The organism is Mucilaginibacter lacusdianchii, from assembly GCF_009770985.1.
Taxonomy (GTDB): Bacteria; Bacteroidota; Bacteroidia; order Sphingobacteriales; family Sphingobacteriaceae; genus Mucilaginibacter; species Mucilaginibacter lacusdianchii.
The window spans coordinates 930,758-956,777 of record NZ_WSRW01000003.1; the positions used below are offsets into that span (position 1 = coordinate 930,758).

Genomic DNA, 26,020 nt, shown 5'->3' on the forward strand with positions numbered 1-26,020 from the left:
AGTTGTAAAGTTTTGTCGGCATAAGATTTGAATTGCTAAAAATATTAGTAAATTTGATGTATATGAATGCTGACCGTATTACCGAAAAACTGAACATACTGGCTGATGCTGCTAAATATGACGTGTCTTGTTCATCAAGCGGGAGTAAGCGTAAAAACGAAAATAAGGGTTTGGGTAATGCCAGTAATGGTATTTGCCACACTTATACGGAAGATGGCCGCTGTGTTTCATTATTGAAAATTCTTTTAACTAACCACTGCATATTTGATTGTGCATATTGTGTGTCGCGTAAAAGCAACGACATTAAACGGGCAGCCTTTACCGTGCAGGAGGTTGTAGATTTAACCATTAACTTTTACCGTCGTAATTATATTGAAGGTTTGTTTTTAAGCTCGGGTATTTTTCACAATGCCGATTATACTATGGAGCGTTTGGTTCGTATTGCTAAAAAGCTTCGTACCGAGCATAAGTTCAATGGATACATCCATCTTAAGTCAATTCCAGGCGCCAGTGATGAATTGATGCGTGAGGCCGGTTTGTATGCTGATCGCTTGAGTGTAAATTTGGAAATGCCTACGGAAGAAGGCCTTAAACTATTAGCACCGGAAAAGAATCGTCAGGATATGATTCAGCCGATGGATTTCCTGAAAAAAGAAATCATACAGCGCACAGAAGAAAAGGCATTATTTAGAAAAGCACCCCAATTTGCACCGGCTGGCCAAAGCACCCAAGTTATTATTGGCGCAACGCCTGAAACAGACAAGCAGATACTTTATACCGCTAATCACTTTTATAAAAATTTTAATCTTAAAAGGGTTTATTATTCGGGATATGTACCGGTACTAAGTGATAGTAGATTACCTGCATTAAATACGAGTGTTCCTATGGTACGTGAAAACCGCCTTTATCAGGCCGATTGGTTAATGCGTAACTATGGCTTTCATGTTAATGAAATTGTAAACCAGGAGCATCCACATCTTGATTTAGATATAGATCCGAAGTTAGGCTGGGCATTGCGAAACCTGCAAGTATTTCCAATAGATATTAATAAGGCTGATTTGCAATTGATACTGCGGGTGCCAGGTATTGGCGTTCAATCTGCACAAAAAATTGTAAGTGCCCGGCAGTTTGGCAAATTAGATTGGGATCAGTTGAAAAGCATTGGTGTTTCCTTAAACCGTGCAAAATATTTTATTACCTGCAATAGCCGGAATTTTGAACGGCGCGATTTAACAGGTACTGCAATCAAACAATATATTTTATCGCAATCGCAAAGTAAGTACTTAAAAACATCAACTACCCAGCTAAACCTATTCTAATAAATGTATGACTACGCTAATTTACGATGGTTCTTTTGAAGGACTTTTAACGGCCGTATATGAAATTTATGAGCGCAAAATTTGTCAAATTAAAATTCAAAAAGAAAAATGGTTAAGTACAGCGCTTTTTGAAGATGTGTTGCAAATTCATACCGATACCCAAAAAGCATCGCGTGTGTTAAAAGCTTTGCAGCAAAAAATATCAGCAGCGGGCTTACAACGGTTGTATGCGGCGCATACCGCTGGTTTAGAAGGGGAGGATGTGATGTTGATTGGCTATATACGCTACGTTTTTGATTCGCCTCAAAATGTAGAAGAAGATTATGGCAACAAGTATGTGCTGCGATTATCGGAAATTGTAAGGAAAGTTAGACGGGAAAAGCATCGTATGGAGGCTTTTGTTCGTTTTCAAAAGTTGGAAGATGAAACCTTTTATGCGGCCATTGAACCTGATTTTAATGTTGTACCATTACTAAGCAAACATTTTAAAGACCGGTATACCGATCAAAAGTGGATCATTTATGATCTGCGCCGCAATTACGGAATTTACTATAACTTGCATGATGTAGAATACATTACGTTAGACTTTTCGGTAAATAATCCATCCAACGTTATCTCTGCTTACACTGAAGATGAGGGTTTGTATCAGCACTTGTGGCAAAACTATTTTAAAAGTGTAAACATCACGGCCCGTAAAAATACCAAACTGCATATGCGGCACATACCCAAACGTTACTGGCGATACCTAACTGAAAAATTTTGAGGATTTTTAGGTCGTTAAAGATCGCATGAAAAAATAAAATATGTTTTTTTTCATTTTACTATTGACAAGTAATAATTATCTCACTATCTTGGTATTATCAAAAACGACGTACTTTGACAGCCTTGAGAAACGGAAATTGAATCGGGCGAACTTTCGGGGGAGCTAAAGATCATGGAAAGTCTCTAACGAATTACGTAGCGGTCATTGTAGCGAAAGTTGCAAAACCAACGTAAATTGTTAAATGAGGTATTGCCAATAGGCACCGTACTTTACGGAGAACAGTGTAAAAATGGTAATGATCAGGCAAAAGTAATTGCAACCGCAATGCAATGGGTAAGAATAAATGTTTTTAACCTACGCGAATAGTAATAGCTCACAAAAAGGAAATAGCAATGGTAAAACATTGATAATTGCTTTTGATGCTTGCACTGAAGCTTAAGGTTAGAAGTTGTAGATTCTAAATCAGGCAATACGAGTGGCAGCTTACTTGGCAGATCGGTTAAATGTGCATAAATCTTTTTGATGCTTTTGATAAGGACTACGGTTCATGTCATGAGTTAAGAAAACGGAAGTCAATACCTAAAGGAGGCGGCTTCCGTTTTCGTTTTTTATAGATTTTTCTACTCATTAATCTCTTTAATTCTTCTTTACAGCACCCTTCAAAATTTATACATTTACGTTGTATGAGCAAAGAGGGAAAAAGCAAACTTATTAAAGAGCATAAAATTTTTGTGCTGGATACCTCCGTTATCCTGTATGACCATAACGCTTTTGAAAACTTTCAGGAACACGATGTAGCCATACCCATTCAAGTATTGGAAGAGTTGGATAACATGAAAGCCGGTAATGATACCCGCAATTTTGAAGCGCGAGGTTTTATTCGTTTGATGGATAGCTTTTCGCAAAATCAAATGCTAAACGAGTGGGTGTTATTAAATGGTAGCCGAAAAGGACGTTTCAAGGTAATCATGGATAAAGCCACGCGGCATGCAGATGCCGAAGCTGTGTTTGGTAACAATAAGGTTGACCACCGCATTTTAAATGCAGCCCTTAACATACAACAGGAAAATCCGGATAAGAAAGTAGTACTGGTATCTAAAGATATTTGTCTTAGACTTAAAGCGAAAGCACTTAGCCTAAATGCTGAAGATTATGAAACCGGAAAGGTAAAAAACCTGGATGAGCTTTACACAGGCAAAACAACCGTAAGCAAGGTTGCCGAAAAAGTATTGAGTTCATTAAAAAAACAAATTAATATACCCTTAGATTCACTTAATGTCAATTCGCCAAAACGGAATCACTTCTTTGCATTAGAAGGTAAAAAGGATATTGTACCTTGCTTTTACTATCATCCAACAGCGCAGCTAGAGCGAATTGAAGAGCAGCAGGCATTGGGAATACGTCCTAAAAACATTGAGCAGGCTTTTGCTCTGCATGCGTTACTTAATCCTGCCATTAAATTGGTAACCATTCAGGGTAACGCCGGTACCGGCAAAACGCTGTTGGCGTTGGCCAGTGCACTTGAACAACGTAAAAATTACCGGCAAATTTATGTAACCCGGCCAACTATACCTTTAAGCAATAAAGACATTGGCTTTTTACCAGGTGATGCACAGTCGAAGGTCGACCCTTATATGGCGCCCATTTGGGATAACCTGAAGTTTTTAAAAGAGCAGTTTGTACAAGACGAGAAGATGCAGGCCAAGATTGATGAACTGGTTTCTACCGATAAAATTTCCATTACGCCACTAGCCTTTATCCGCGGACGAACACTGACCAAAATTTTTTTTATTGTTGACGAGGCGCAAAATCTAACGCCACATGAGGTTAAAACAATAATTTCCAGAGCAGGAGAGAACAGTAAACTGATTTTTACCGGCGACATTTACCAAATAGATACACCTTACCTGGACGCTGAAAGTAACGGGTTGTCTTATTTAATTGAAAAGGCTAAAAACCATCCGTTATATGCACATATTACACTGCAAAAAGGTGAACGAAGTGAATTGGCCAATTTGGCAAACGATTTACTATAAAAGGCAATCTGTACTTTTTGCAATATCATTGCTAATTTTATGAATAAAATCCAGTTGTTCTTTCAATAGCTTTTCGTCTGGTGTAAGTTCTGGTTTTTCATCGTCGGCAGACTTGCGATCTCCATTAAAATCAACACCCGCACCATTTAGCTTTTTGGCACTGTCATTCAGGACAGTAATACTGCGTTTGATCAGCTTTAGGTTTTCCGGACGGGATTTATGCAATTCTTTACCGGATAACCCTGATGCGATGGTAGCAATGTAAGATGATAAAATATGGTTCAGCACCACAAATCTGTGTACATCTTTACTCTTTTTTTGCCGGCTTTTCGGTTCGGACGTCATGCGTTCAAATGCTGCAGCTAAGTTGGCGGATGTAATATAGACATCTTTACGGGCCAACTTGTATTCCGTAACACTTACTTGCTTACCACTAATGTTTTCGGCTATCTTTATTAAGTAGTTAAGATTTGCTGTAATTACATCGCGCAGATTTTGCCGCAATTGTTCTGATTCCCAGTTTGGAAAAATTAAGTAGTTAGCCGCAAAGCCGACAATAGATCCAATTAAGGTGTCGGCTATACGTTCTTCCGCAATATTTAAGCCGCCTACTCCTAAAAAGCGGAATAGTATGAGTACGTACGGCGTCATTAATATCACTGTAACAATATAATTAATACGCTGAAAGCTATAAGCGCCAATCATAAGTACAGTCATAATAATAAACTGAGCTGCACTGTTTTTAACAAACATCAAAATCAAAATCCCTACTACGCCACCCACAATAGTACCCATAAGGCGTTGGTAATTGCGCTGCTTTGATAAGCTGAAACCTGGTTTAAGAATTACGATTATAGTAAGCAAAACCCAATAGCTATGGTGACCAAAAGCTACCTTTCGACCAGTAAAATCACTAATAAGCATCAATAGCCATGCACCTTTGGTAATAATAAAGCCTATGAGGCATACTAATGCAACACGCAAAGCATACTTAAATGTGCTGGATTGCAGATTAAGGTTATCCAACAAAATATTTGGCGAAAAATCTTGGTGCCCTACAAATTTGTCATATTCAACCTGATATGGGTTATCAATCAATTTTTTAGCTGAACGGGAACTGTGATAATAATTGATACTATTAATTTTCTTATTTAAATCCCGCAGGTTTATTAAAACCTTTTTTAGTACCAAGTTACTAGCGGCTTGATCTGCTTGTCCCAGTTTATCAATCTGGGCTTTTAAGCTTTCCAAACCGCTGTCAAAATTAGCAGTTGTTTTGTATTCAGAATTTGAGAGTACCGCATAGCCAACGTTGCTTAATTCGTGCGCCATTCGGTGTAATAGATAACCAATCTCTTCAATAATGCCTGTTTTGCCAAACTGCTCGCGCATGTAAGCGTAATCATAATGTGTAGCCATGATCTGCTCAAACAAATCGACCAAATCAATAAATGTAAGCACCAGCATACGGCTATAGTTGGTTGATTCTTTTACAATCTGCCGGCTTTTAAAAAGTAACTCCCGCACGGCGTCTTGATGCTGGCTTACTTGTATTTGTTTGGAAACCAATTTGCGATAGTTATCATCAATGTCAGTTTTCAGCAAATAAAAATCAGCTTTTATGCGTAAGAATTCGGCTATGTCTTCAATATTTTCGCCAAGGGCCTGCTGAGCTGCACGGTATGGGCGAATGCCAAAAAAAACCATGCTCATCAGCATATACCAAATGCCTCCGGCCAATACGGTAGCGCTATACGCTAATACTTCGTTTGGCGGTAGCGCTTTGTCCATCACAAAAATCATAGCGAGTAAGCCTGCGGTTCCTACAGATGCTGCACGGTTGCCATACACAATGAACATGGAAAACAAAAACGATAGAACAACCACTTCGGCACCTAATGCATAAAGATTAAATCGGGCAAAACCCGTAAGTATGGCAACTAAAAATACTATCAGGTTGCTTACGGCCATAGAATTCCGCTTATGCACAACCGGACCAGGATTATCTGTTACGCAAATGCATATGGCGCCCAATGATAGGGTGATGCCTAGCTGCAATAAACCTAATTGAGCAAACACTAATCCCGGTAGTAGAATGCCAGTTGTAATTCTCAACCCGTCAGAAAAGTACTGACTAAAAAAGAAACTTTTTATTTCGCGGGATGGAATTGGCATTTATATAATTCGATTGGTTAACGGTACCTGCAAAAATACACAATGTGTGTATGATGTATACGTAAAATGATTTTACTCCCATAAAACTATTAAATGCACTTGAAGTTTGAATTATTAACATGATTGTACGTATTTTAAGCCCCGAAATGCAATCAACCTGATTGACTAAATATACTTCAATATGCCATCACCACAACAATCCCTTCATCGCGAAGCTGTTTTTAACCAGGAAGTGATTACTCGGTTTGAGCTTTTTAACAGTTTGTTTTTAACGTTGCCGTTTTACCAGGTAAAAGATACCGGGATACTACTGCCGTTTTTTAGCTCGCATTGCGAAAAAGGTACAGCGCAGTTAAAAGCGCCCGTTGAAATAATTGATTCGTTTTTTGAAGAATACGTGCCTAATGTAGACGAGCGCGAACACATTAACCGTCTGTTTCGCTTTATCCAATACATTGAAAGACAAGTAGTTTTATTTGACGCCATTGAAGATTCATCGTTTAGTAAGTTAAGCAGAACCGACGATAGTGGCAGCCTGCAAAGCTTAATACAACAGGCGGCTGCTGATGACAAGTTAAGAGAAAAAGTAAGCGAAAAACTTAAAAACTTTTCTTTGCGACTGGTACTTACAGCGCATCCTACGCAATTTTATCCAAGTACGGTATTGGGTATCATGACTGATTTGATTGATGCGTTAAAATCTAACGATATCAATACCATTAATTTGCTACTTCATCAACTGGGCAAAACGCCGTTTTTTAATAAAACATCGCCCACGCCAGTAGATGAAGCAACAAGCCTAATTTGGTTTTTAGAAAACATTTTTTACAATGCACTCGCAGCAATACGCACTCGTTTGGGAGAGGAATTTGGTGTAAGTGAAAAGTTGAACGAAATATTAGAATTGGGCTTTTGGCCAGGCGGCGACCGCGATGGTAACCCCAATGTTAAAACTGAAGCGACCAAAACCGTTGCAGCAACTTTAAGGCAAATTATTTTTAGATGTTATTATCGCGATTATCGTGTATTTAAACGCCGTATTACTTTTAGAGGCATAGAAGAGCCGATGCGGCGACTGGAAGAACTGCTTTACCAAAATGCATTTAATCCTGAGTCAGAACCGCGCAACCTTCAAGATGAATTATTGGCGTTGCTAGATAATATTAAAGACGTTTTGGTTGAAGACCACGACAGTATTTTTATTGAATTGGTTGATGACTTGTCTCTTAAAGTAAAACTATACGGATGTTATTTTGCTACCCTCGACATTAGGCAGGATAGCCGGGTGCTGCGTACGGTGTACGAATATGGCTTACAACAATCCGATATAGGCAGCGCTATAACTCCTGAGGCTTATTTAAATTTATCTGAAGAAGAAAAACTTGAAGCTATAGCCTTTAAAGAAGTCAATTTTGATTGCTCAGATAACGACAGCTGTACAGCCGACCCTATGATTAATGATACATTAAGCACTATTCGCTTAATGCATGCAATCCAACAACAAAATGGCGAAAAGGCATGTCAGCGCTTTATTATAAGCAACTGCCAGGAAGCGTCGGACATACTACAGCTCATGAACTTGTTTTTATGGAGCGGTTGGACAAAAGAGAATTTAACCATCGACTTTACGCCGCTGTTTGAAACTGTGAATGATCTTAAAAATGCCGGTGAAGTAATGGAAAGGCTTTACACTCATCCGGTCTACAAAGAACATCTGAGACGCCGTGGCAATCGTCAAATGATTATGCTTGGCTTTTCTGACAGTACGAAAGACGGGGGCTATTTAATGGCCAATTGGTCTATATATAAAGCCAAGGTTGAATTAACGGCCATCACGAAAAAGTATGGTATTGAATTGGCGTTTTTTGATGGGAGAGGAGGACCACCGGCACGTGGGGGCGGTAAAACGCATCGTTTTTATGCTGCCATGGGTAAGGAAATTGCCAATGATCACATTCAGTTAACCATCCAAGGTCAAACAGTTAGTTCGCAATATGGTTCAGTCGAAACAGCAAAGTATAATATCGAGCAATTAGTAAATGCAGGTATCACCTCGGCATTACATCCCGATCATCGTGATTTATTAGATAGCCGGCACAAAGATCTAATCTCTCAAATGGCAGATGCCAGCCATAAGTTGTTCATGGATTTACGCCATCATCCGCTGTTTACAGAATATCTCGAAAATTTGAGTCCGCTTAAATTGTTATCTAATATCAATATCAGTAGCCGGCCAACTAAGCGAAATGCTGGTGCACCACTTAAATTAGAAGATTTGCGTGCCATTAGCTTTGTAACAGCTTGGAGTCAGCTAAAGCAAAATGTACCGGGTTTTTATGGTGTAGGAACTGCTTTGAACAAAATGAAGCAAGACGGTAACTGGGAAGAAGTGAAAGACTTGTATAATGCATCAGGTTTCTTTAAAACAATGATAGATAATTGTATGATGTCTATGTCTAAGTCTGATTTCAGGATTACGGCGCACTTAGAACATGATGAACATTATGGTGAGTTCTGGAAATTGTTGAAGCAAGAATTTGATTTAACAAAAAGCTTATTATTAGAACTGGCAGGCAGTGATGAGTTAATGCAGGACTACCCAGTTGAAAAGCGCTCAATTGCAATGCGCGAGCGTATTGTGTTGCCATTGGTAGTCACTCAGCATTTTGCACTACAGCGAATGAAAGAAACAGATGATGAAGAGCTTAAAAGCGCTTATAGCAAGTTAGTTATTCGTACAGTTTATGGCATAGTAAACGCCGGACGAAACTTGGCTTAAAACGTAATATATTAATAAGGCATGATGTTTTTTGTAGCATGTTGTAAACCAGTTAGAGCTTTGTTTGTTAAGCAAACATAAACCTGCTAAATTTCAGTTTATAATGAAAAAAATATTCTACATCAGCGCTATTGCCTTATACACATTTACAGCCGTGTCATGTGGTGAAAAACGTAAGTCTAAAAACTACAATGAAAAGACTAACGTTGACGACATGAGCCTTGAATTTATCAAAAGTGCCACAGAGGCAGGACTTACTGAAATTTCTGCAGGCAAAGTTGCGCAAACGAAGTCAAGCAATGCAAAGGTAGTTGAGTTTGCGAAAATGATGATTACAGATCATACCAAATCGGGCCAAGAACTTGCAAAAATAGCTAATGCTAAATATGCACCTGTACCAAACGACCTATTACCAGAGCACCAAATGAAACTAGATAGTATCTCTAAACTCCCAGGACCGGCATTCGACAAAGCTTATATGCAGATGATGGTAATGGATCATGAGAAAGCTGTAAAACTGTATTATGATATCGCCGATTCTAAAATTGAAGCAGTTCGCGGCTATGCAAACAAAAATTTGCCTATCTTGAGAACGCATTTAGAAGAAGCAAAAAATATAAATGCATCATTAAAATAAATTAACCATCAACAGATACAAAAAAGGCTTTACTGTTTATTACAGTAAAGCCTTTTTTAATTACCGGTTACTGAAAAAATAAGTTCTCATAATTAACATTATGTTAAGTATAATTGACTTTTAAATAGGGACTTGTATACAGTCCCTATTTAATATATTAAAGAGCGCTGATTTTTTTATTTAACTCAGCAGCTTTCACATTATCTTTTTTAACAAGATAATAGTTACGTAAATTAGTTAATGCACTGGCAGACTTCGGATCAAGTTCCACCGCTTTTAATAAATACGGTTTGATTGTGTCCATCTGTGTGTTAACTTTAGCCATAGCAGCGGCATATTCTTTTGCTTTGTTAGCAGGCAATTTGTTGGCTGCATTGTAATCATCAACAACTGGAGATATTAAAGCATCAGTTAAGCTCACTGCAGCTGGTGCATAATTAGAATCTAATTCTACAGATTTTTTCAGCGCAGCCGCAGCTTTATTCATGGCCTCTGCTTTTTGCTTTTGCAAAGTAGCTAGAGTTGCTGCATCCTTAGTTTTTTTGATCTTGGCATCAACGCCATTACCTACGCCAATATATGATAAGCCTAAATAATAATGCAAAAATTTATCGTTAGGGCTATTGCTAATAGCGCTTTGAATTTTCTCAATAATTTCGGCTTGTTTACCAGTAGTTAAAGCTAGTTCAATTTCGCGAGAACGTAAGCTTGCGCTGCTTGGGTATTTGCTAACGCCTTCAGTTAAAGTACTCATAGCGTTGGCAGTGTCACGGTTTGTCAAATAGATATTTGACAAATCATTATATACACCTTCGTTTTTGCTATACTTTGTAGTAAGCAGTTTTTTATAATGAGTAATAGCCACCGGATAGTTTTTGCTGTTCACAGCTGCCAAGCCAGTATAAAGAATAGCAGTGGTATCTTCCGGATTCAAGTTGCGGTAATAGTCAAAGGATTTATAAGCTAAATCGTAATTACCACTTTGATATTGTTTAGCGCCCCTATTCAGCGAGTAAATACCTAAATATTGGCCTGCAGCGTCAGTGTAGGTTTTAAATTCATTGCTTTTATCTGCATCTTTTGCTTTTTGCAACGCCTCTGCAGCAGCTGTGTATATTGGTTCAGATGTAGAAGCAACTGTATCTTGATAAGCCATTGCACCATAAATTACTGATTTAAGTGCGTAGGTTCTTGGCATTGTAGCCGTTTTTTCATTTGCCGCAGCTTTATCAATTGCGGTTTTAGCGTTAGTTAAGCTGGTTTTAGCCAATGCTTCAGTCATTTTTTGACCTCTGGCAGTTTCAAATTTACCGTATTCGGTTTGGGCGTTATCTAATTCTCCTTTTTGAGCAAATGCCGCAACTGATGCTATTGACAAAGCACCCGTTATCAAAAATTTAATTTTCATAGATTTTAATTAATTTAACTGTTGCAATTTAGTATTTATCTTCTGTAATTGGGATTCGTTACCCGTTTTTGCATAAATCTGTTGTAGCAACTGTAAGGTTATAACGCTTTTTGGCGACATTTCATATGCTCGTTGTAACCAAACTGCAGCCCTTGATAAATACTGAGAAACTTCTGACGGATTAGACTTTTTTGTGCTTAGCTTTAAATACAACAAACCTAAATTAAATACCGGTTCATAGTTAGCGTTGTTTAAGTCTATAGAGCGAAGATAAAGCGACTCTGCCCTATCGTATTTTTTTAAGCGGTCATAACAATTTGCAGCCACAAAAGAAACTTCGGCATTGTTCGGGTTTTCGTCCAGCAAACGTGGCAAAAGCGGTTCTAAGGCTTTGTAATCTTCTCTGTTGCTGTAAATGTTAGCCTCTTCTAAAAGCAGGCTCTTCTCTGCTGGTAAAAACCTCCGTCCTTTTTGTAAAACATCAAGTGCTTTGGCCGTGTCTCCCATGGTTTTATAAATATTGGCAGTTGCCATTACATATTCAAGTCGGGTACTATCGGCAGTAAGCAAAGTGTTGTAATGTTTTACTGCTTCTTGCAAATTGCCGTTTTTACTCTCGGCGTAGGCAATGTAGGCATTGATCGGCGAAAATTTAGGCGTATATGCTTGTGCTTTTTTAAAGTTCTCAACTGCATCGTTATAATTTAAACGATGAAGACTTTCAAAACCCTGCCTGATGAAAACATTTGCCAGGCAACGTTTTGCAAAATCGATTTCAGTTTGATACTTGTAAATTTTTTTCCGTTCCGATAGTGTGTTTAATAACTCACTGGTTTTATCTACAAAATCGGCAGGACGGTTTTGCTGGTTGGTAGAATCTACATAAGCAATGCTTGCGTAAACAATTGCTTTGTATACATTTTTTTCCAGATTTGAGGAATCAGATTTGGTTCTGATTAAACTGTCTACCGATTTTTTGGCGCTGGTTAAATATTTAATTTCAGCTTTTTGACGGTAAAAGGCCAGGTTATTCACCACCACCTTTAGCGCTTCTGATTGACAGAAGGCTAAAGGCGTAGTGAAAAGTACTGTTAAAACCGATAAGATTATTTTACGGCTTATCATTTTAATTATTCATTTTCTTCGTCAGCAGGCGACTCAGGGTTTTCTTCTTCAGGTGTTTCTTCTGAGGATATAATACCTGTTTCTTCCAGCGCTTGTTGGAGTTCTTCCTCCTCGCTATGCTCAATTTTGGCTACTGATGCAATTTCATCCCCTTCCTTAAGCGATATCAATCTCACACCTTGTGTTGCACGGCCCATAACCCGTAGTTCATTCATTGCAATACGGATGATAATGCCCGAGCGGTTGATGATCATCAGGTCATCTGTATCAGTAACATCTTTTATGGCAACAAGTTTTCCGGTTTTTTCGGTAACGTTAATGGTTTTAACACCTTTACCACCCCTATTTGTTACACGGTAATCTTCGATGTCTGTACGTTTGCCATAACCTTTTTCTGATACAACCAATACGGTGGTTTCAGGATCGTTAATAGCAATCATGCCTACAACTTCATCCTTATCGTCTTCTAATGTGATACCACGAACGCCAGTAGCTGTACGGCCCATTGGTCTAACGGTTGATTCATTAAAACGAATCGCCCGTCCTGATTTCAATGCCATTACCACTTCACTGTTGCCAGTAGTCAGTGTTGCTTCTAGCAAAGAGTCACCATCGTTGATGTTGATAGCATTGATACCATTAGCACGCGGACGTGAATATGCTTCTAAAGAAGTTTTCTTTATAGTACCTTTAGAGGTACACATGATGATGAAGTTGTTTTCCAAATATTCTTGGTCCTTCAAATTAACAACTTTGATGTAAGCCTTAATTTTTTCCTCTTTTGGAATGCTGATAATGTTCTGAATTGCCCGTCCTTTTGAGGTACGTGTGCCTTCAGGAATTTCAAATACCCGCAACCAGAAACAACGGCCAGCTTCTGTAAAGAACAGCATGTAGTTGTGATTAGAGGCAACCAGCAAGTGTTCAATGAAATCTTCGTCACGGCTGTTACTTCCCAGAGCGCCTTTACCACCTCTGCCCTGACGGCGATATTCTGTTAAAGGTGTACGTTTAATATAACCTTCATGCGATATAGTGATTACCACGTCTTCATCTTCAATGAAGTCTTCGGTCATCATCTCGGCAGTAGAGTGTACCATTTCGGTTTTACGCTCATCACCGTATTTGTCTCTGATTTCCAGCAGTTCGTCTTTAACTATCTGCATTTGCAGACCCTCATCGGCCAAAATTGATTTGTAATATTCAATTTGCTTCATTAGCTCGGCATACTCCTCTTTGATCTTATCACGCTCCAGACCGGTTAACCGGCGCAGCGTCATATCCAAAATTGCACGGGCTTGAATTTCAGTCAAATTAAACTGAGTCATTAAACCTTCACGTGCTTCTTCTGGAGTTGATGATGCACGAATCAGGCGTATAACCTCGTCCAAGTGATCCAATGCAATTAGCAAGCCTTCTAATATGTGGGCACGCTTTTCTGCTTCAGACAGTTCATATTTGGTACGGCGTACAATTACTTCCTGGCGATGCTCAACAAAGTGAAAAATCAAATCTTTCAAATTCAGCAACATCGGCCGGCCTTTAACCAAGGCAATGTTATTGATGCTAAATGAAGTTTGCAGCGACGTGTATTTATAAAGATTGTTCAGCACAATTGCAGCGTTGGCATCGCGCTTAATTTCATATACAACACGTATACCTTCACGGCTCGATTCGTCGCGTATGGTTGATATGCCTTCAATCTTTTTCTCATTTACCAAATCAGCTGTGCGCTCAATCATTTGAGCTTTGTTAATTTGATAAGGAATTTCAGTCACCACAATACGCTCGCGGTCGCCATTAAAAGTTTCAATCTCGGCACGGGCACGCATTACAATCCGGCCGCGGCCTGTTTCAAAAGCTTCGCGCGCGCCATCAAAACCATAAATGATACCACCGGTCGGAAAATCCGGACCTTTAATATATTGCATTAACTCGCTAATCTCAATTTCGCGTTTGTCAATAAATGCAACAGTCGCATCAATAACTTCAGATAAGTTGTGCGGCGCCATGTTGGTAGCCATACCTACCGCAATACCCGAAGCACCGTTAACCAGCAAATTTGGAATTTTAGCCGGTAACACAGACGGCTCTTCAAGCGAGTCGTCAAAGTTGAGCTGATAATCAATCGTGTCTTTGTTGATATCAGCAAGCATCTCTTCAGCAATTTTTTGCAGGCGTGCCTCGGTGTAACGCATTGCCGCCGGGCTGTCGCCATCTAAAGAGCCGTAATTACCTTGGCCATCTACCAACGGATAACGCAAGCTCCAATCCTGAGCCATACGTACCATGGTATCGTATACCGACGAGTCGCCGTGCGGGTGGTATTTACCCATCACCTCGCCCACTATACGGGCCGATTTTTTAAAAGGCTTGTTGTTATTCAATCCTAAATCGAGCATACCAAACAATACGCGTCTGTGAACTGGTTTCAAGCCGTCGCGCACATCAGGCAAAGCACGAGATACGATAACCGACATTGAATAATCAATGTAAGCCGATCGCATTTCTTCATCAATATTTATAGGAATTATTCTGTTGGTTTGTTGTGAATTATCTTCAGCCATCAATTAGAATTTTTGTAGAAAAAAAATGCTCAAATACCTTAGGTCGATGTGTTAAATGAACTTGCGAATATACGAAAATTAAGGCAAACAGCTGGCTTTTTTACCAACATTGTATAGGTAAAAAGCTAGCTTTAAGACTTGAAATAATAGGAAAGAAAATATATTTTTAAGTAACTTATTTTACTCTAACCCAATACTCTTCCACCACCATGCCGGTTGGTAGCTTTCCGTCAAATGTAAGCGTATCGTTCTTGATTTGATAGTGATATCGTAAAGTTACCCCCGTCAAGTTAGATGGTTGAGTGCTATAGGTTTCGGTTTCCATACAGCTATCGCCAGATAATTTGTAATTACCGGCCTGAAACTTTTGAGGTGTAGTTCCATCCTCTAACATAAAAGCTTCAAATTTGCTTCCTTTGTATGTGCGTTGCAGTTTGTAGCCTTCTGTTCCACCCTCTTTTTGGCCGTTGTAAATTCCGCCGTTAAACTGCCAGGTGCCTTCTAAGTCACTTTTTCCGACGCAACCTAATAGCGCTACAGTGGTCATGTAAATTGATACAGTTTTTCCAATCCAATTCATGCGGATAGTTTAAGATTTTTAACTAAAATGTTATTTGACCACAAGCTTTCAATTTGCTGTTTGCCTCATCATAACGGATATATTAATAATAAAGGTCGAGTTAGTATTAAACCCAGTTTATTCCCTTTTTTAACAAGCTTAATGTTTTTTCTTCGGCACTGCCGGGTTCTGGCTGATGATTATATACCCATTTAGCAGTTGGTGGCAAACTCATCAATATAGATTCAATCCGGCCATTGGTTTCCAAACCAAACTTTGTACCAGCATCATAAACCAAGTTAAATTCAGCATAGCGACTACGACGAAGGTATTGCCATAATTGTTCCTGTTCGGTAAACGGTTCATTTCTATGACGGTTCACCAACTCTGTATAAACCGGTGCAAATGTCCGTCCTAAAGATTTTGAGAATTCCAGTATGTCTATCCAGCTAATATCCTCTGTAGCAGTTAAGCGGTCGTAAAATATGCCACCTATTCCTCGGGTTTCTGCGCGGTGTTTAATAAAAAAATAGTCATCGGCCCAAACTTTAAAACGATGATAAAAATCTGAGTGGTACTTATCGCAAACTGCTTTTAAGCTACTATGAAAGAAGCGCGCATCGTTTTCAAATACATAATGTGGTGTAAGGTCTATGCCTCCGCCAAACCAGCGCAAGGGCTGATCGTTGACAAAAGATGAAGGCATTTCAAAATACCGGATATTCATGTGAATAATAGGTACCAGCGGATGATTAGGATGCATAACAATAGACACACCGGTAGCAAAAAAGTCATCTTGCTCCACTTTGAACGCTTTTTTTACAGCTTCAGGAAGACGACCGTGTACAGCCGAAAAGTTGACGCCACCTTTTTCAAGCACGCTGCCATTTTGAATGATGCGTGTGCGGCCACCACCTCCACCGTCACGTTCCCATACTTCTTCTTCAAACCTGGCAGCACCATCCAGTTGTGTGAGGCTCTGGCAAATCTCGTCTTGAATGGTTTGGTAATCGGCAGCTATTTGTTCTTTGGTAATCATCTCTGCAAAGATGCACAATTGGTTCTATTGCAGCAATCCGATTTTAAGAGGCAATGCCCGCCGGCTCTTGCTCTTCTTCTTGTTCAGTGTAATTTAGATCTTTGCCGAAAGTTTCTTTCAGCTGGCTAAGGGCTGATAATGCTACTAATGTCACTAAAGCCATCATCACATAAGCACTATCAATTTTGCACGTAGCTTCCCGACCGTGTTGTTTAAAGTATGATACCATCCCCTCAAATGCGAAGGTAATGGGTATCAAGGCCCCGCGAACAAAATTAGGTACCGTAGTGGTTACCGTAGAGCGTATATTGGTGCCAAACTGCTCAGAAGCTATAGTTACAAAAGTTGCCCAATAACCTACCGAAAAGCCAATAAATAAACAAAGTATTTGAAACTGACCTGGCGTAATACCTTTTGCGTTTAAATACAGCAGCACACTAATTACCGATAAGATTTGAAACACCAACATGGTTAGCCTGCGTGATTTGGTTAACTGTGCAAACACACCAGCAAACATATCACCAACAGATATGCCAATATAAGTAAACATAATGCCAGTACCGGCGCTTAAAGGTTCGGCCGCATGCAGCTCGGCCCCCATTTCGGGCGCCTGCGATACCAGTATGCCTACCACAAACCATAACGGTAAGCCAATTAATATACAGCTTATATACTTTACAAAGCGGACTTTATTGTTAAACAGCATGAAGAAATTCCCTCTGGAAACTTCGCTTTCAGCGGCATTTCTAAACATGCCCGACTCGAATGTACCTACTCTTAATAATAGCAGCAGTAATCCTAGACCACCGCCAATAAAGTAGGCATTTTGCCAACCAAACTTGGCCACTATATTTGCCAATACTGCACCAAATAAACCTACAACGGCCACTATCATGGTGCCATAGCCACGGTTCTTCTTGCTCATGGTTTCGCTTACCAGGGTAATACCAGCGCCCAGTTCGCCAGCCAGACCAATACCGGCAATGAAACGTACTGTGGCGTATAAAGTATATGTAGTGACTAAACCGTTGGCAAAATTTGCCAGCGAGTACAGTAATATCGACCCGAACAGCACTTTTATCCTGCCAAACTTGTCGCCTATTATACCCCAAAGCAAGCCACCAAGTAACAAGCCCAGCATTTGCATATTAATGATAAACTCGCCTTTGGTGCGTAGCTCCTCCTTATCTAATATTCCAATGTCTTGCAAGCTCTTAACTCGCACAATCGAAAAAATTAGTAAATCGTATATATCAACAAAATAGCCTAAGGCAGCCACTATAACCAGAAATATAACATTGCGGCTAGCTTTTGCAGAAGTATCAGTCATTGTGCCGTTTAAAAATTGTTTGAATTACCAAATTGTTGTTTAAAAAAAAAGCCCCTGCTGTAGCAAGGGCTTTAAATATCAGAAAAAATTAATTATATTTTTTTAACATTTACAGCTTGTAAACCTTTTCTTCCTTCTTCCACGTCATATTCAACATCATCGTTGTCTTTGATAGCGTTTACGCCACCCTGAACGTCTTTAAAATGCACAAACAGGTCTTTACCATCATCTGTAATAATAAAGCCATAACCTTTTTGGGTGTTAAACCATTTTACTTTTCCAGTTTTCATAATTATAGTATCGTATAAGTTTATAAGAGATTTATTACTATAGCCAAACTGAAAATTGTAATGTGTTAAGATTCAGAAAGGTATCTGCAAATTAAAATATTTTTTCAAATATATACATTTAATAAACAAATATTAATTTTATTTATTTGGCTGAGGCGTTAAACGCAGATAAGGTTTCACTTCAACATGGCCTTTAGGAAACTTGGCCGGAATGTCTTCGTTTTTTATAGCAGGCGAAATAACCACCTGATCACCCTCTTGCCAGTCTGCCGGTGTAGATACACTGTAGTTGGCCGTTAATTGTAAGGAATCGATAACCCGTAAAACTTCCTGAAAGTTGCGACCGGTTGATGCCGGATAAGTGATAATTAATTTAATTGTTTTATCCGGTGCAATAATGAAAAGAGAACGTACAGTTGCTGTTAGTGAAGCGTTTGGATGGATCATGTCATAAGCTTCTGAAATTTCCCGGTTTTCATCAGCTATAATCGGAAAGTTGACCTCAACATCTTGAGTTTCATTTATATCATTAATCCATCCTTGGTGCGATTCGACTGAATCGACACTTAGTGCAATAACTTTAACGTTACGCTTAGCAAACTCATCTTTCAATGCAGCTGTTCTACCTAACTCTGTGGTACATACCGGGGTATAATCGCCTGGGTGCGAAAATAGCACTGCCCAGCTGTCCCCTAAATATTCGTAAAAATCTATTTCCCCTTCAGAGGTCTGTGCCTTAAAATTGGGGGCTTTATCGCCTAATCTTAAACTCATGGTTTTATTTATTTAATTGTTTGAACTGGTTGACAGGTAAAAGTAAGTGAACAAATGTAATAACTACAAAATCTATAGACAATATGCGTGCAAATTAACGTTTAGCTGACAACATACTTAGCTTAATAGCTTCCAACTATTCATTCTTGTCCTATTGTGGAGTTGATTGACAAGGCTCTTAACAACTGTCGAACTTCGGACGGATTGCGCAAATAAAACTTTGCTGCCGAAGAGCCGCTACCTACCTTAATGGTAACTGAATTATCGGGTAAAGCTTTAAATGTATCTTCATCAGTTAAATCATCACCTAAGGCCATTATAAAATCATAGTCGCCTTGGTCAACCAAGCCCAGCGCAGCTTTGCCTTTGTTAATTTCCATATTCTTTACCTCTACCACTTTGTCGCCGGGTAACAGTTGTAAACCTTTATCTGTTGCTAAATATTTGAGGGTATTCATTAATTCGTTGGCACGCAATTCACCTAATCCTTTTTGAGCCTTACGGTAATGCCACACCAACGAATATGATTTTTCTTCTATAAATGACCCTGGTGTACGATCGACGTATTTTTGCATGATATCAAAAAGTTCAGGTTTCCAGGTAGTAGATAGACCATTAACCTTATGCCATTCCATTCCTTGCTGTTTGAACCATGCGCCATGTTCGGCTATCAGGTAAATGTTTTTATCGCCAAACCATTCATTTAAGTTTTCATGTTTACGACCACTAATCAGCACCAAGTGATTGGCCGGATCCAGCATAAGCTCATTTAGGATACTATAAAGATCACTATCCGGAACGGCTTGATTTACATTAGGCTGAAAATCAACCAACGTGCCATCATAATCCAAAAATATCAAACGCTTGCTTGTACTTTTATAGCGATTGATGATAGACTGTTTAGTAGAGCCCTCCACATGACGGGTTTGCATGGAGCGTTGCATCAGTTTAACTTCATTTAAACGTTCCATAAAAAGATCTACCCAATGCGCTACATTAAACTTGCTTACTACCTGTCGCATTTGCTGCATCCTGGCGTTTTGCTCGTCAAGCGGCATGTTTAATGCTTGTATAATAGCATCTTTTACCTGTATAATATTGTTTGGGTTAACTATCAATGCGTCAATTAATTCGCGAGATGCACCTGCCATTTCACTTAATATTAATACACCGTCGTTATTAACCCTGCTGGCTATATATTCTTTGCTCACCAAATTCATGCCGTCGCGCATTGGCGTTACCAAGCAAACTTCTGCACTGGCATATAAAGCGGCCAATGTTTCAAATGGTACAGACCGGTAAAAGTAATTTACTGGTGTCCAATCCATAGTGCGGTACATCGAATTGATGTTACCCACACGTTTGTCAATCTGATTGCGTAACTCGGCATATTGCGGGACTTTATCACGAGAAGGCACAACTACCATGTATAATGTCACTTTACCAATATACTCTGGATGTTGCTGAAGCATTAATTCAAAGGCCTGCAATCGCTGCAAAATACCTTTGCTATAATCAAGGCGGTCTATGGATAAGATCAGCTTACTTTCTTTGAATACATCTTTTATCTGCTGCATCTGTTCCTGTACGTCTGGGTCGCTTACCGCATCTTCATATTTTTTGTTATCAATACCCATCGGGAACGATTCGGCCACAACATAGCGGTCTTTACAGGCTATGATGTTTGAGGAAATAGGCATTGGCAATAAGCGGGATACTGCACTCAGGAAGTGTCTTACATCGTCGAATGTATGGAAGCCTACTAAATCGGCGCCTAACATGCCTTGTAATAATTCGCTACGCCATGGAATAAGGCGAAACATTTCATGCGATGGGAACGGAATATGTAAAAAGAAGCCGATCGAAACGTCCGGGCGTTCAGCGCGTATCAATTCAGGTAAAAGAAGTAACTGATAATCATGTATCCAAATGGTGTCGTTAGGCTCGGCTACAGCTAGTATTGCTTCTTTAAACTTTTGGTTTACGCTTTGGTAATAGTCCCAATGCGACGGTTTGTAAGTGGTATATGTTGATGCATAGTAATGAAATACAGGCCAAAGTACTTCGTTTGAAAAACCTTCATAAAACTGGCTGATATCATCTTGTGTTAAATATACTGGTATCAGGCTAAGTTCTTTCAGTTGTTCATTTACGGTTGTCTTATTATCTTCATCAATAGCTTGACCTGGCCATCCTATCCATACATTTCCATCGGTTTTATATATTGATCCCAAGCCGGTGGCTAAACCGCCTTCGCTTGGCTTTAAAAGCAGTTGTCCATCGTTATCCTGTATTTTAACAGGCAATCGGTTAGAAACAATAATCGTTTTAGGCATACTATAATAGCGTAGTTTACCATTTAAAAAGCATAATTAGAATTTCTTGTTTTAAGTTATTGCTTTTATCTGTAAAAAGGGCACAAAAAAAGCCACACCAAAGGTGCGGCTTCTGATATATAGTAAAGGGGAATTTGTACTTAGCTTTTTACTACTTCAAGAGAAGATGTAGGGCTTACTCTTACTAAAACTTGTTGCCCGTCTTTTTCCAGATTTACGAAGTAAGCAACTTCGTCAGAATAAGATCCTGTAGTTAAGCGAGACAATGACGATGATACTGCGTTTTCAGTATGGAAACGGATAATTTCGGTAATGTTATAATCTTTGTATTTAATAGCTAATTCTTTACGTGCTGAACTTGGTAACAATTTTGATGACACACTTTGCGTATAACCCAAATATTCACCATTTAAATTATAATAAGCAGTTGTTTTTAAATCATCAACATAAAATTGTGCTTTTTGAAATTCAGATGTCACTGCCCAGGTTACATCCTCAACACTACCAAATGTTACATCAAATTGATTTCTAACATTGTATGATATCTTGTCTAAGTCATCAGTTTTCTTTACGCCATCAAAAGCAAATGCACTGACGCTAACTGTAATTGCTGCTACCAACGTTAATATCGCTTTTTTCATATCTTTAAATTTTTACCTTTTCTTTTTTAATTTCTTCAACAAAATTAAGTAAGTGTTATGAGGTTTTAAAATTTTAAATAATTATTATGAAAAAGTTATATTGATGCCAGAAATAATATGATATAATTAAAATATTTAAATTAAATGTGCCTTCTATTAAAAAACCGTTAAATCAATCGTCTGTGACGTTGTTAAATATTCAATAAAACTTAATTATGGTTGTCAATATCATACCATATTTGGTTTTTTGTTGACACATTTATAAATTTAGCATCTTGCACATGCCCGACAATAGTTCTAATATTAGCTATAGCTTCTGGATATAGTCGAGGAATAGATATAACGCCTCTTTTTTAGGTTCTGTTAATGGATAATCAATTTTATGAAGTAAATAATCTTTTACATCAAAATCACTTCTCATTTCCATTTCCTTAAATAAATCTTCCCGATGGTCTAAACCATACTGGAGCGAAATATTGAAAGCATTTATAAATTCTTTTGGAATTGGCTTATTCGCAATCCAGGCAGCAAAAGTAAAAGGTAAGCCAGTAAACTTAGTCCACTCTGCAGCTAAGTCATATACGTATGGGTATTTGTCTGCTTTCCCAAATGTACGATCGCCTATTTGTACAAATGCAGTTTGTTCATCTTTTGACTGGCCATAATCAGCAGCGCCGGCAATTTGCTCAGGATTCAGTTTCCAGTAATTTTTTAAAAGTACTTTAGCTAAATTGTTGGATGAGCGAGATTCTGGATCTAATTGTAAATACCTCACATCTTTTATATCGCAGTTGCTGAAAATGAAAACAGAGTTAACTGCTCCAACGGCACCTATACAATAGTCAGAAACAATTTCCCAATGTGGCAGGCTTAAGGTAGCAGCTACGGGAATCAGACCGATGTCTACCTGGTCGTCAATTAATTTTTGAGCACAATCTGATGGATGGTCTAAACTTAAATCTATTTGATTGATAATATCGGTATGTTGTATACCATATAAAAAAGGTTTGGTGTTAGTGTAACTAACAGCAGATATTCTTATTTTTTTCAAAAGTGAAGTTAGTGTACTTGTAAGTGAATAGAATTATTAAAGTCGGCTATTTCAAACCGGCTACCATCAAAGGTTACTTTGTATAGCACTAAGTTTTGATGCGGAAAAGTTTCCATCTTGGTTAATGGCTGCTCGGTAAGTAGGCACAAAAACAATCGCATAGCACGGCCATGCATACAAATGAGCACATTTTGTTCTTCCGGGTGGCTCATGATGATTTTTAAGGCCTCTTCTTGGCGGATCTTTACTTCGTTCGGGCTTTCACCTTTTTCAAATTTGCTATCTAACCGGCCGCTTGTCCAATCACGCATAACTTTTAAAAACGCGGCTTTAGTTTCGGGCGTGCTTCGCTGACCTTCATGTATGCCCCAGGCTAGCTCATCCAAGCCCGAAAGTTTTTCGAATGAAATGCCAAGGTCAATAAACGGCTGTATGCTTTGTTGTGTACGCTTAAGTTCGGATATATAAATTTTGTCGAATGGTATATGTTTGTAAGCATCATAAAACATCTGTGCTTGCAGGCGGCCCTCTTGGTTCAAGTCGGTATTCATGCCGCGGCCTTGTACTATGCCTTGTTTATTAAGGTCCGTTTGTCCGTGACGTACAATATATAGCGTTTTTAAAATCATTCTTGTAATTGCAAGCTGCTTAGTTTATAACAGGCAACTTATAAAATTGTGGTTTTTTTTGCTCAGCAAATTCGTAGTTGCTGTAATCGGTAATTACATTGTATAGCGTATCACGTTCAATTGGATGACGACCTACGTGTTTAATTAGCTCCACCAACTCTTTTGTGCTCATAGCAGGGCGTTGTTCTTCGGCGCCAGCCATTGAGTATATTTTGGTTGTATCGTCTAGTGTTCCATCAATATCATCTACACCAAAATTTAGCGACAGTTGTGCTGTTGTACGACTGATCATTGCCCAATAAGCCTTAATATGGTCAAAGTTATCCAGGTAAATACGAGCCACTGCATAATTGCGCAAATCTTCTATTACAGACACTTCTTTAACGTTCGACATCTGATTGTCTTTGTTTCGGAACTTCAATGGAATAAACGTTTGGAAACCGCCTGTACGGTCTTGTAACTGGCGTAGGCGCTCCATATGGTCAACCCGATGGCGATACTCCTCTATATGGCCATAAAGCATTGTAGCGTTTGAACGCATACCTAGCTTATGCCATTCTTCGTGAATTTGCAACCACTGGTCGGCCGTGCATTTATCCTTAGCAATTTGCTCGCGGATTTCCGGATGGAAAATTTCAGCTCCGCCACCCGGCATTGATTCGAGCCCCGATTCTTTCATCAAGCGCATGCCGGTAGCATAATCAACCTTTGCTTTTTTAAAGATGTAATGATACTCAACAGGCGTTAGCGCCTTTACATGTAACTCTGGTCGATGTGCTTTGATGGAGCTAAATAGTTGCTGATAAAACGGCATATCATACTGCGGTAATACACCGCCTACAATGTGAACTTCAGTAACCGGCTCGTTATCATATTTTTTAACAATATCGAGCATATCGTCCATGGTATACTCCCATCCTTCCGAACGTTGTTTAATCAGCCTGGAGTAAGAGCAGAATTTACAATCGTAAACACAAAGGTTCGTCGGCTCAATATGAAAATTGCGGTTAAAATAAGTTTTATCGCCGTGACGCTTCTCGCGAATATAATTGGCTAAAACGCCCAAGTAACTAAGTTCGCCTTTTTCATATAAGAGTAAGCCTTCATCAAACGTAATGCGCTCATTGTTTAAAACTTTTTGCGCTATATTTTTAAGATCAGCAGATAGGTGAGAGTCATTTAACAACACCTGTAGGGATTGTTCAGCGTCCATTAAATTACTATTTTTTCTGCAAAAGTACTATAATCGATTTGATACCATATCACCTTTATGTAACAAAAACGCCAGGTTATTTTTAGAACTAGTGCCAAGCTATTATACGGGCATCAACCTAAGTTGTTGCTTTACAGCTTAAACCACAAAACCCTACAATGGACAAAACAACTTAAATAATTTAGTGTAATTTTAACATCTAGTAATTTACGACTGCTTTTGTATGAAGATTGAAACCCTTGCTATTCATGCCGCCAACTATACCGACTCAGCGTCTAAAGCGGTTGTGCAACCATTGGTATTGTCTACCACATTTGAACGGGACGAAGATGGTGGCTATTCAAAGGGCTTCAGTTACAGTCGGGCGGATAACCCAAATCGGCGTATGCTGGAAACTGTGTTGGCCAAATTAGAGGGCGGTGCAGATGCGGCTGCTTTTTCTTCAGGCAATGCCGCTGGTATGACAGTGTTTCAATCCTTTCAGCCCGGAACACACGTTATAGCGCCCAATGATATGTACCACGGCTTGCGCAATCAATTAAAGAGTTTATTTAATGGTGTGTTAGCGTTTGACTTTATTGACTTAACTGATGAACAGACTCTCAGAAATCATATTAAACCCACTACTGGATTGATATGGATCGAGACGCCTTCTAATCCATTACTGAAGCTTACTGATATCAGGAAGGTAGTCCAAATTGCTCATCAGCATTATATAAAAGTAGTTTGCGATAATACTTTCGCAACGCCAATTGGTCAGCAACCGTTAAGTCTGGGTGCAGATATGGTTATGCATTCTACCACCAAGTACTTGGGTGGCCATAGTGATTTAACTGGTGGCGCACTCATTACTGCACGGGAAGATGACTGGTGGGAACGTATAAAACAAATTCAGCAAATGGGCGGTGCAATACCTTCGCCTACAGATTGTTATTGGCTAACCAGAAGCATTAAAACGTTGCCATACCGAATGCGCGGGCATGTTTATAACGCGCAGCTATTGGCAGCATATCTGGAAAAACAACCTCAGGTGGAAAAGGTATTATACCCAGGATTGCCTTCTCATTCCCAATATCATTTAGCTCAAGATCAAATGTTAAATTCAGGCGGAATGTTATCATTCCTCATTAAGGGCAATGCAGAACAGGCAATGCGTGTTGCATCTTCTACACGCTTATTTACAAATGCTACCAGTTTGGGCGGTGTTGAAAGTTTAATTGAACATCGTGCATCCACAGAAGGCCCTGATACCAAAACGCCTCAGAATCTGTTAAGAGTATCCGTTGGACTTGAACATATAGATGATTTGATTGCTGATATTGATTTAGCTTTAAGCTCTTTATAAATTT

20 protein-coding genes are annotated in these 26,020 nt (G+C 39.1%); 6 read left to right on the forward strand and 14 right to left on the reverse strand.

Features of this window, described 5'->3' with window-relative positions; all coding sequences use genetic code 11:
- Positions 1 to 62 precede the first annotated feature (62 nt).
- The 3 genes from GPM24_RS17605 (at position 63) to GPM24_RS17615 (ending at position 4,118) form a co-directional block, all read left to right on the forward strand.
- Positions 63 to 1,319: a putative DNA modification/repair radical SAM protein gene (locus GPM24_RS17605; RefSeq protein ID WP_158828415.1), complete on the forward strand. Its 1,257-nt coding sequence runs from the start codon at positions 63 to 65 to the stop codon at positions 1,317 to 1,319.
- Positions 1,320 to 1,326: 7 nt separating this feature from the next.
- Positions 1,327 to 2,082 carry a TIGR03915 family putative DNA repair protein gene (locus GPM24_RS17610; RefSeq protein ID WP_158828416.1) on the forward strand — a complete coding sequence of 252 codons (756 nt, stop codon included), beginning with the start codon at positions 1,327 to 1,329 and terminating at the stop codon, positions 2,080 to 2,082.
- A gap of 683 nt (positions 2,083 to 2,765) precedes the next feature.
- Positions 2,766 to 4,118 (forward strand): PhoH family protein, encoded by a 1,353-nt coding sequence (locus GPM24_RS17615; RefSeq protein ID WP_158828417.1) that lies wholly within the window; start codon positions 2,766 to 2,768, stop codon positions 4,116 to 4,118.
- Here the strand turns inward: GPM24_RS17615 and GPM24_RS17620 are convergent.
- Entirely contained in the window at positions 4,113 to 6,293 is a 2,181-nt protein-coding gene (locus tag GPM24_RS17620) for an FUSC family protein (protein WP_158828418.1), read from the reverse strand. The two genes, GPM24_RS17615 and GPM24_RS17620, sit on opposite strands and share 6 nt — an antisense overlap.
- Before the next feature lie 181 nt (positions 6,294 to 6,474).
- Between GPM24_RS17620 and GPM24_RS17625 the strand changes: the two genes are divergently transcribed.
- Both GPM24_RS17625 and GPM24_RS17630 read left to right on the forward strand, forming a co-directional pair.
- Positions 6,475 to 9,072, forward strand: coding sequence for a phosphoenolpyruvate carboxylase (locus GPM24_RS17625; protein WP_158828419.1), 2,598 nt, complete (start codon positions 6,475 to 6,477; stop codon positions 9,070 to 9,072).
- A 103-nt stretch (positions 9,073 to 9,175) separates the two neighbouring features.
- Positions 9,176 to 9,709 carry a DUF4142 domain-containing protein gene (locus GPM24_RS17630; protein ID WP_158828420.1) on the forward strand — a complete coding sequence of 178 codons (534 nt, stop codon included), beginning with the start codon at positions 9,176 to 9,178 and terminating at the stop codon, positions 9,707 to 9,709.
- 157 nt (positions 9,710 to 9,866) lie between these two features.
- Here GPM24_RS17630 and GPM24_RS17635 read toward each other — a convergent pair whose 3' ends face one another.
- The 13 genes from GPM24_RS17635 to mqnE form a co-directional block, all read right to left on the reverse strand.
- Positions 9,867 to 11,117, reverse strand: a complete 1,251-nt coding sequence (locus GPM24_RS17635) for a tetratricopeptide repeat protein (RefSeq protein WP_158828421.1) — start codon at positions 11,115 to 11,117, stop codon at positions 9,867 to 9,869.
- 9 nt (positions 11,118 to 11,126) lie between these two features.
- Entirely contained in the window at positions 11,127 to 12,242 is a 1,116-nt protein-coding gene (locus GPM24_RS17640) for a tetratricopeptide repeat protein (RefSeq protein WP_158828422.1), read from the reverse strand.
- Between the two features lie 5 nt (positions 12,243 to 12,247).
- The gene (gene gyrA / locus GPM24_RS17645) at positions 12,248 to 14,809 is read right to left on the reverse strand and encodes a DNA gyrase subunit A (RefSeq protein WP_158828423.1); all 2,562 of its coding nucleotides are present in this window, start codon (positions 14,807 to 14,809) and stop codon (positions 12,248 to 12,250) included.
- A gap of 175 nt (positions 14,810 to 14,984) precedes the next feature.
- Positions 14,985 to 15,389 (reverse strand): hypothetical protein, encoded by a 405-nt coding sequence (locus GPM24_RS17650; protein WP_158828424.1) that lies wholly within the window; start codon positions 15,387 to 15,389, stop codon positions 14,985 to 14,987.
- Between the two features lie 106 nt (positions 15,390 to 15,495).
- On the reverse strand, positions 15,496 to 16,407 hold the full coding sequence (hemF, locus tag GPM24_RS17655) for an oxygen-dependent coproporphyrinogen oxidase (protein ID WP_158828425.1): 912 nt from the start codon (positions 16,405 to 16,407) through the stop codon (positions 15,496 to 15,498).
- Positions 16,408 to 16,450: 43 nt separating this feature from the next.
- The gene (locus GPM24_RS17660) at positions 16,451 to 17,737 is read right to left on the reverse strand and encodes an MFS transporter (RefSeq protein WP_158828426.1); all 1,287 of its coding nucleotides are present in this window, start codon (positions 17,735 to 17,737) and stop codon (positions 16,451 to 16,453) included.
- A gap of 92 nt (positions 17,738 to 17,829) precedes the next feature.
- A complete protein-coding gene (locus GPM24_RS17665) occupies positions 17,830 to 18,027 on the reverse strand; it encodes a cold-shock protein (protein ID WP_158828427.1) in 198 nt (65 codons plus the stop codon).
- Positions 18,028 to 18,165: 138 nt separating this feature from the next.
- The gene (locus tag GPM24_RS17670) at positions 18,166 to 18,801 is read right to left on the reverse strand and encodes a peroxiredoxin (protein WP_158828428.1); all 636 of its coding nucleotides are present in this window, start codon (positions 18,799 to 18,801) and stop codon (positions 18,166 to 18,168) included.
- Positions 18,802 to 18,941: 140 nt separating this feature from the next.
- On the reverse strand, positions 18,942 to 21,137 hold the full coding sequence (locus GPM24_RS17675; RefSeq protein WP_158828429.1) for a bifunctional alpha,alpha-trehalose-phosphate synthase (UDP-forming)/trehalose-phosphatase: 2,196 nt from the start codon (positions 21,135 to 21,137) through the stop codon (positions 18,942 to 18,944).
- Between the two features lie 140 nt (positions 21,138 to 21,277).
- Positions 21,278 to 21,778: a hypothetical protein gene (locus GPM24_RS17680; protein WP_158828430.1), complete on the reverse strand. Its 501-nt coding sequence runs from the start codon at positions 21,776 to 21,778 to the stop codon at positions 21,278 to 21,280.
- Between the two features lie 307 nt (positions 21,779 to 22,085).
- Entirely contained in the window at positions 22,086 to 22,829 is a 744-nt protein-coding gene (locus GPM24_RS17685; protein ID WP_158828431.1) for a menaquinone biosynthetic enzyme MqnA/MqnD family protein, read from the reverse strand.
- Between the two features lie 8 nt (positions 22,830 to 22,837).
- Positions 22,838 to 23,458 (reverse strand): histidine phosphatase family protein, encoded by a 621-nt coding sequence (locus GPM24_RS17690; protein WP_199269782.1) that lies wholly within the window; start codon positions 23,456 to 23,458, stop codon positions 22,838 to 22,840.
- A gap of 19 nt (positions 23,459 to 23,477) precedes the next feature.
- A complete protein-coding gene (gene mqnE / locus GPM24_RS17695) occupies positions 23,478 to 24,671 on the reverse strand; it encodes an aminofutalosine synthase MqnE (RefSeq protein ID WP_158828432.1) in 1,194 nt (397 codons plus the stop codon).
- 223 nt (positions 24,672 to 24,894) lie between these two features.
- Between mqnE and GPM24_RS17700 the strand changes: the two genes are divergently transcribed.
- Positions 24,895 to 26,016 carry a trans-sulfuration enzyme family protein gene (locus GPM24_RS17700; protein ID WP_158828433.1) on the forward strand — a complete coding sequence of 374 codons (1,122 nt, stop codon included), beginning with the start codon at positions 24,895 to 24,897 and terminating at the stop codon, positions 26,014 to 26,016.
- Positions 26,017 to 26,020 lie beyond the last annotated feature (4 nt).

Coding starts and splice junctions, on each gene's coding strand:
- GPM24_RS17605 (WP_158828415.1), top strand. CDS start 63: ATGAATGCTGACCGTATTACCGAAAAACTGAACATACTGGCTGATGCT.
- GPM24_RS17610 (WP_158828416.1), top strand. CDS start 1,327: ATGACTACGCTAATTTACGATGGTTCTTTTGAAGGACTTTTAACGGCC.
- GPM24_RS17615 (WP_158828417.1), top strand. CDS start 2,766: ATGAGCAAAGAGGGAAAAAGCAAACTTATTAAAGAGCATAAAATTTTT.
- GPM24_RS17620 (WP_158828418.1), bottom strand. CDS start 6,293: ATGCCAATTCCATCCCGCGAAATAAAAAGTTTCTTTTTTAGTCAGTAC.
- GPM24_RS17625 (WP_158828419.1), top strand. CDS start 6,475: ATGCCATCACCACAACAATCCCTTCATCGCGAAGCTGTTTTTAACCAG.
- GPM24_RS17630 (WP_158828420.1), top strand. CDS start 9,176: ATGAAAAAAATATTCTACATCAGCGCTATTGCCTTATACACATTTACA.
- GPM24_RS17635 (WP_158828421.1), bottom strand. CDS start 11,117: ATGAAAATTAAATTTTTGATAACGGGTGCTTTGTCAATAGCATCAGTT.
- GPM24_RS17640 (WP_158828422.1), bottom strand. CDS start 12,242: ATGATAAGCCGTAAAATAATCTTATCGGTTTTAACAGTACTTTTCACT.
- gyrA (WP_158828423.1), bottom strand. CDS start 14,809: ATGGCTGAAGATAATTCACAACAAACCAACAGAATAATTCCTATAAAT.
- GPM24_RS17650 (WP_158828424.1), bottom strand. CDS start 15,389: ATGAATTGGATTGGAAAAACTGTATCAATTTACATGACCACTGTAGCG.
- hemF (WP_158828425.1), bottom strand. CDS start 16,407: ATGATTACCAAAGAACAAATAGCTGCCGATTACCAAACCATTCAAGAC.
- GPM24_RS17660 (WP_158828426.1), bottom strand. CDS start 17,737: ATGACTGATACTTCTGCAAAAGCTAGCCGCAATGTTATATTTCTGGTT.
- GPM24_RS17665 (WP_158828427.1), bottom strand. CDS start 18,027: ATGAAAACTGGAAAAGTAAAATGGTTTAACACCCAAAAAGGTTATGGC.
- GPM24_RS17670 (WP_158828428.1), bottom strand. CDS start 18,801: ATGAGTTTAAGATTAGGCGATAAAGCCCCCAATTTTAAGGCACAGACC.
- GPM24_RS17675 (WP_158828429.1), bottom strand. CDS start 21,137: ATGCCTAAAACGATTATTGTTTCTAACCGATTGCCTGTTAAAATACAG.
- GPM24_RS17680 (WP_158828430.1), bottom strand. CDS start 21,778: ATGAAAAAAGCGATATTAACGTTGGTAGCAGCAATTACAGTTAGCGTC.
- GPM24_RS17690 (WP_199269782.1), bottom strand. CDS start 23,458: ATGATTTTAAAAACGCTATATATTGTACGTCACGGACAAACGGACCTT.
- mqnE (WP_158828432.1), bottom strand. CDS start 24,671: ATGGACGCTGAACAATCCCTACAGGTGTTGTTAAATGACTCTCACCTA.
- GPM24_RS17700 (WP_158828433.1), top strand. CDS start 24,895: ATGAAGATTGAAACCCTTGCTATTCATGCCGCCAACTATACCGACTCA.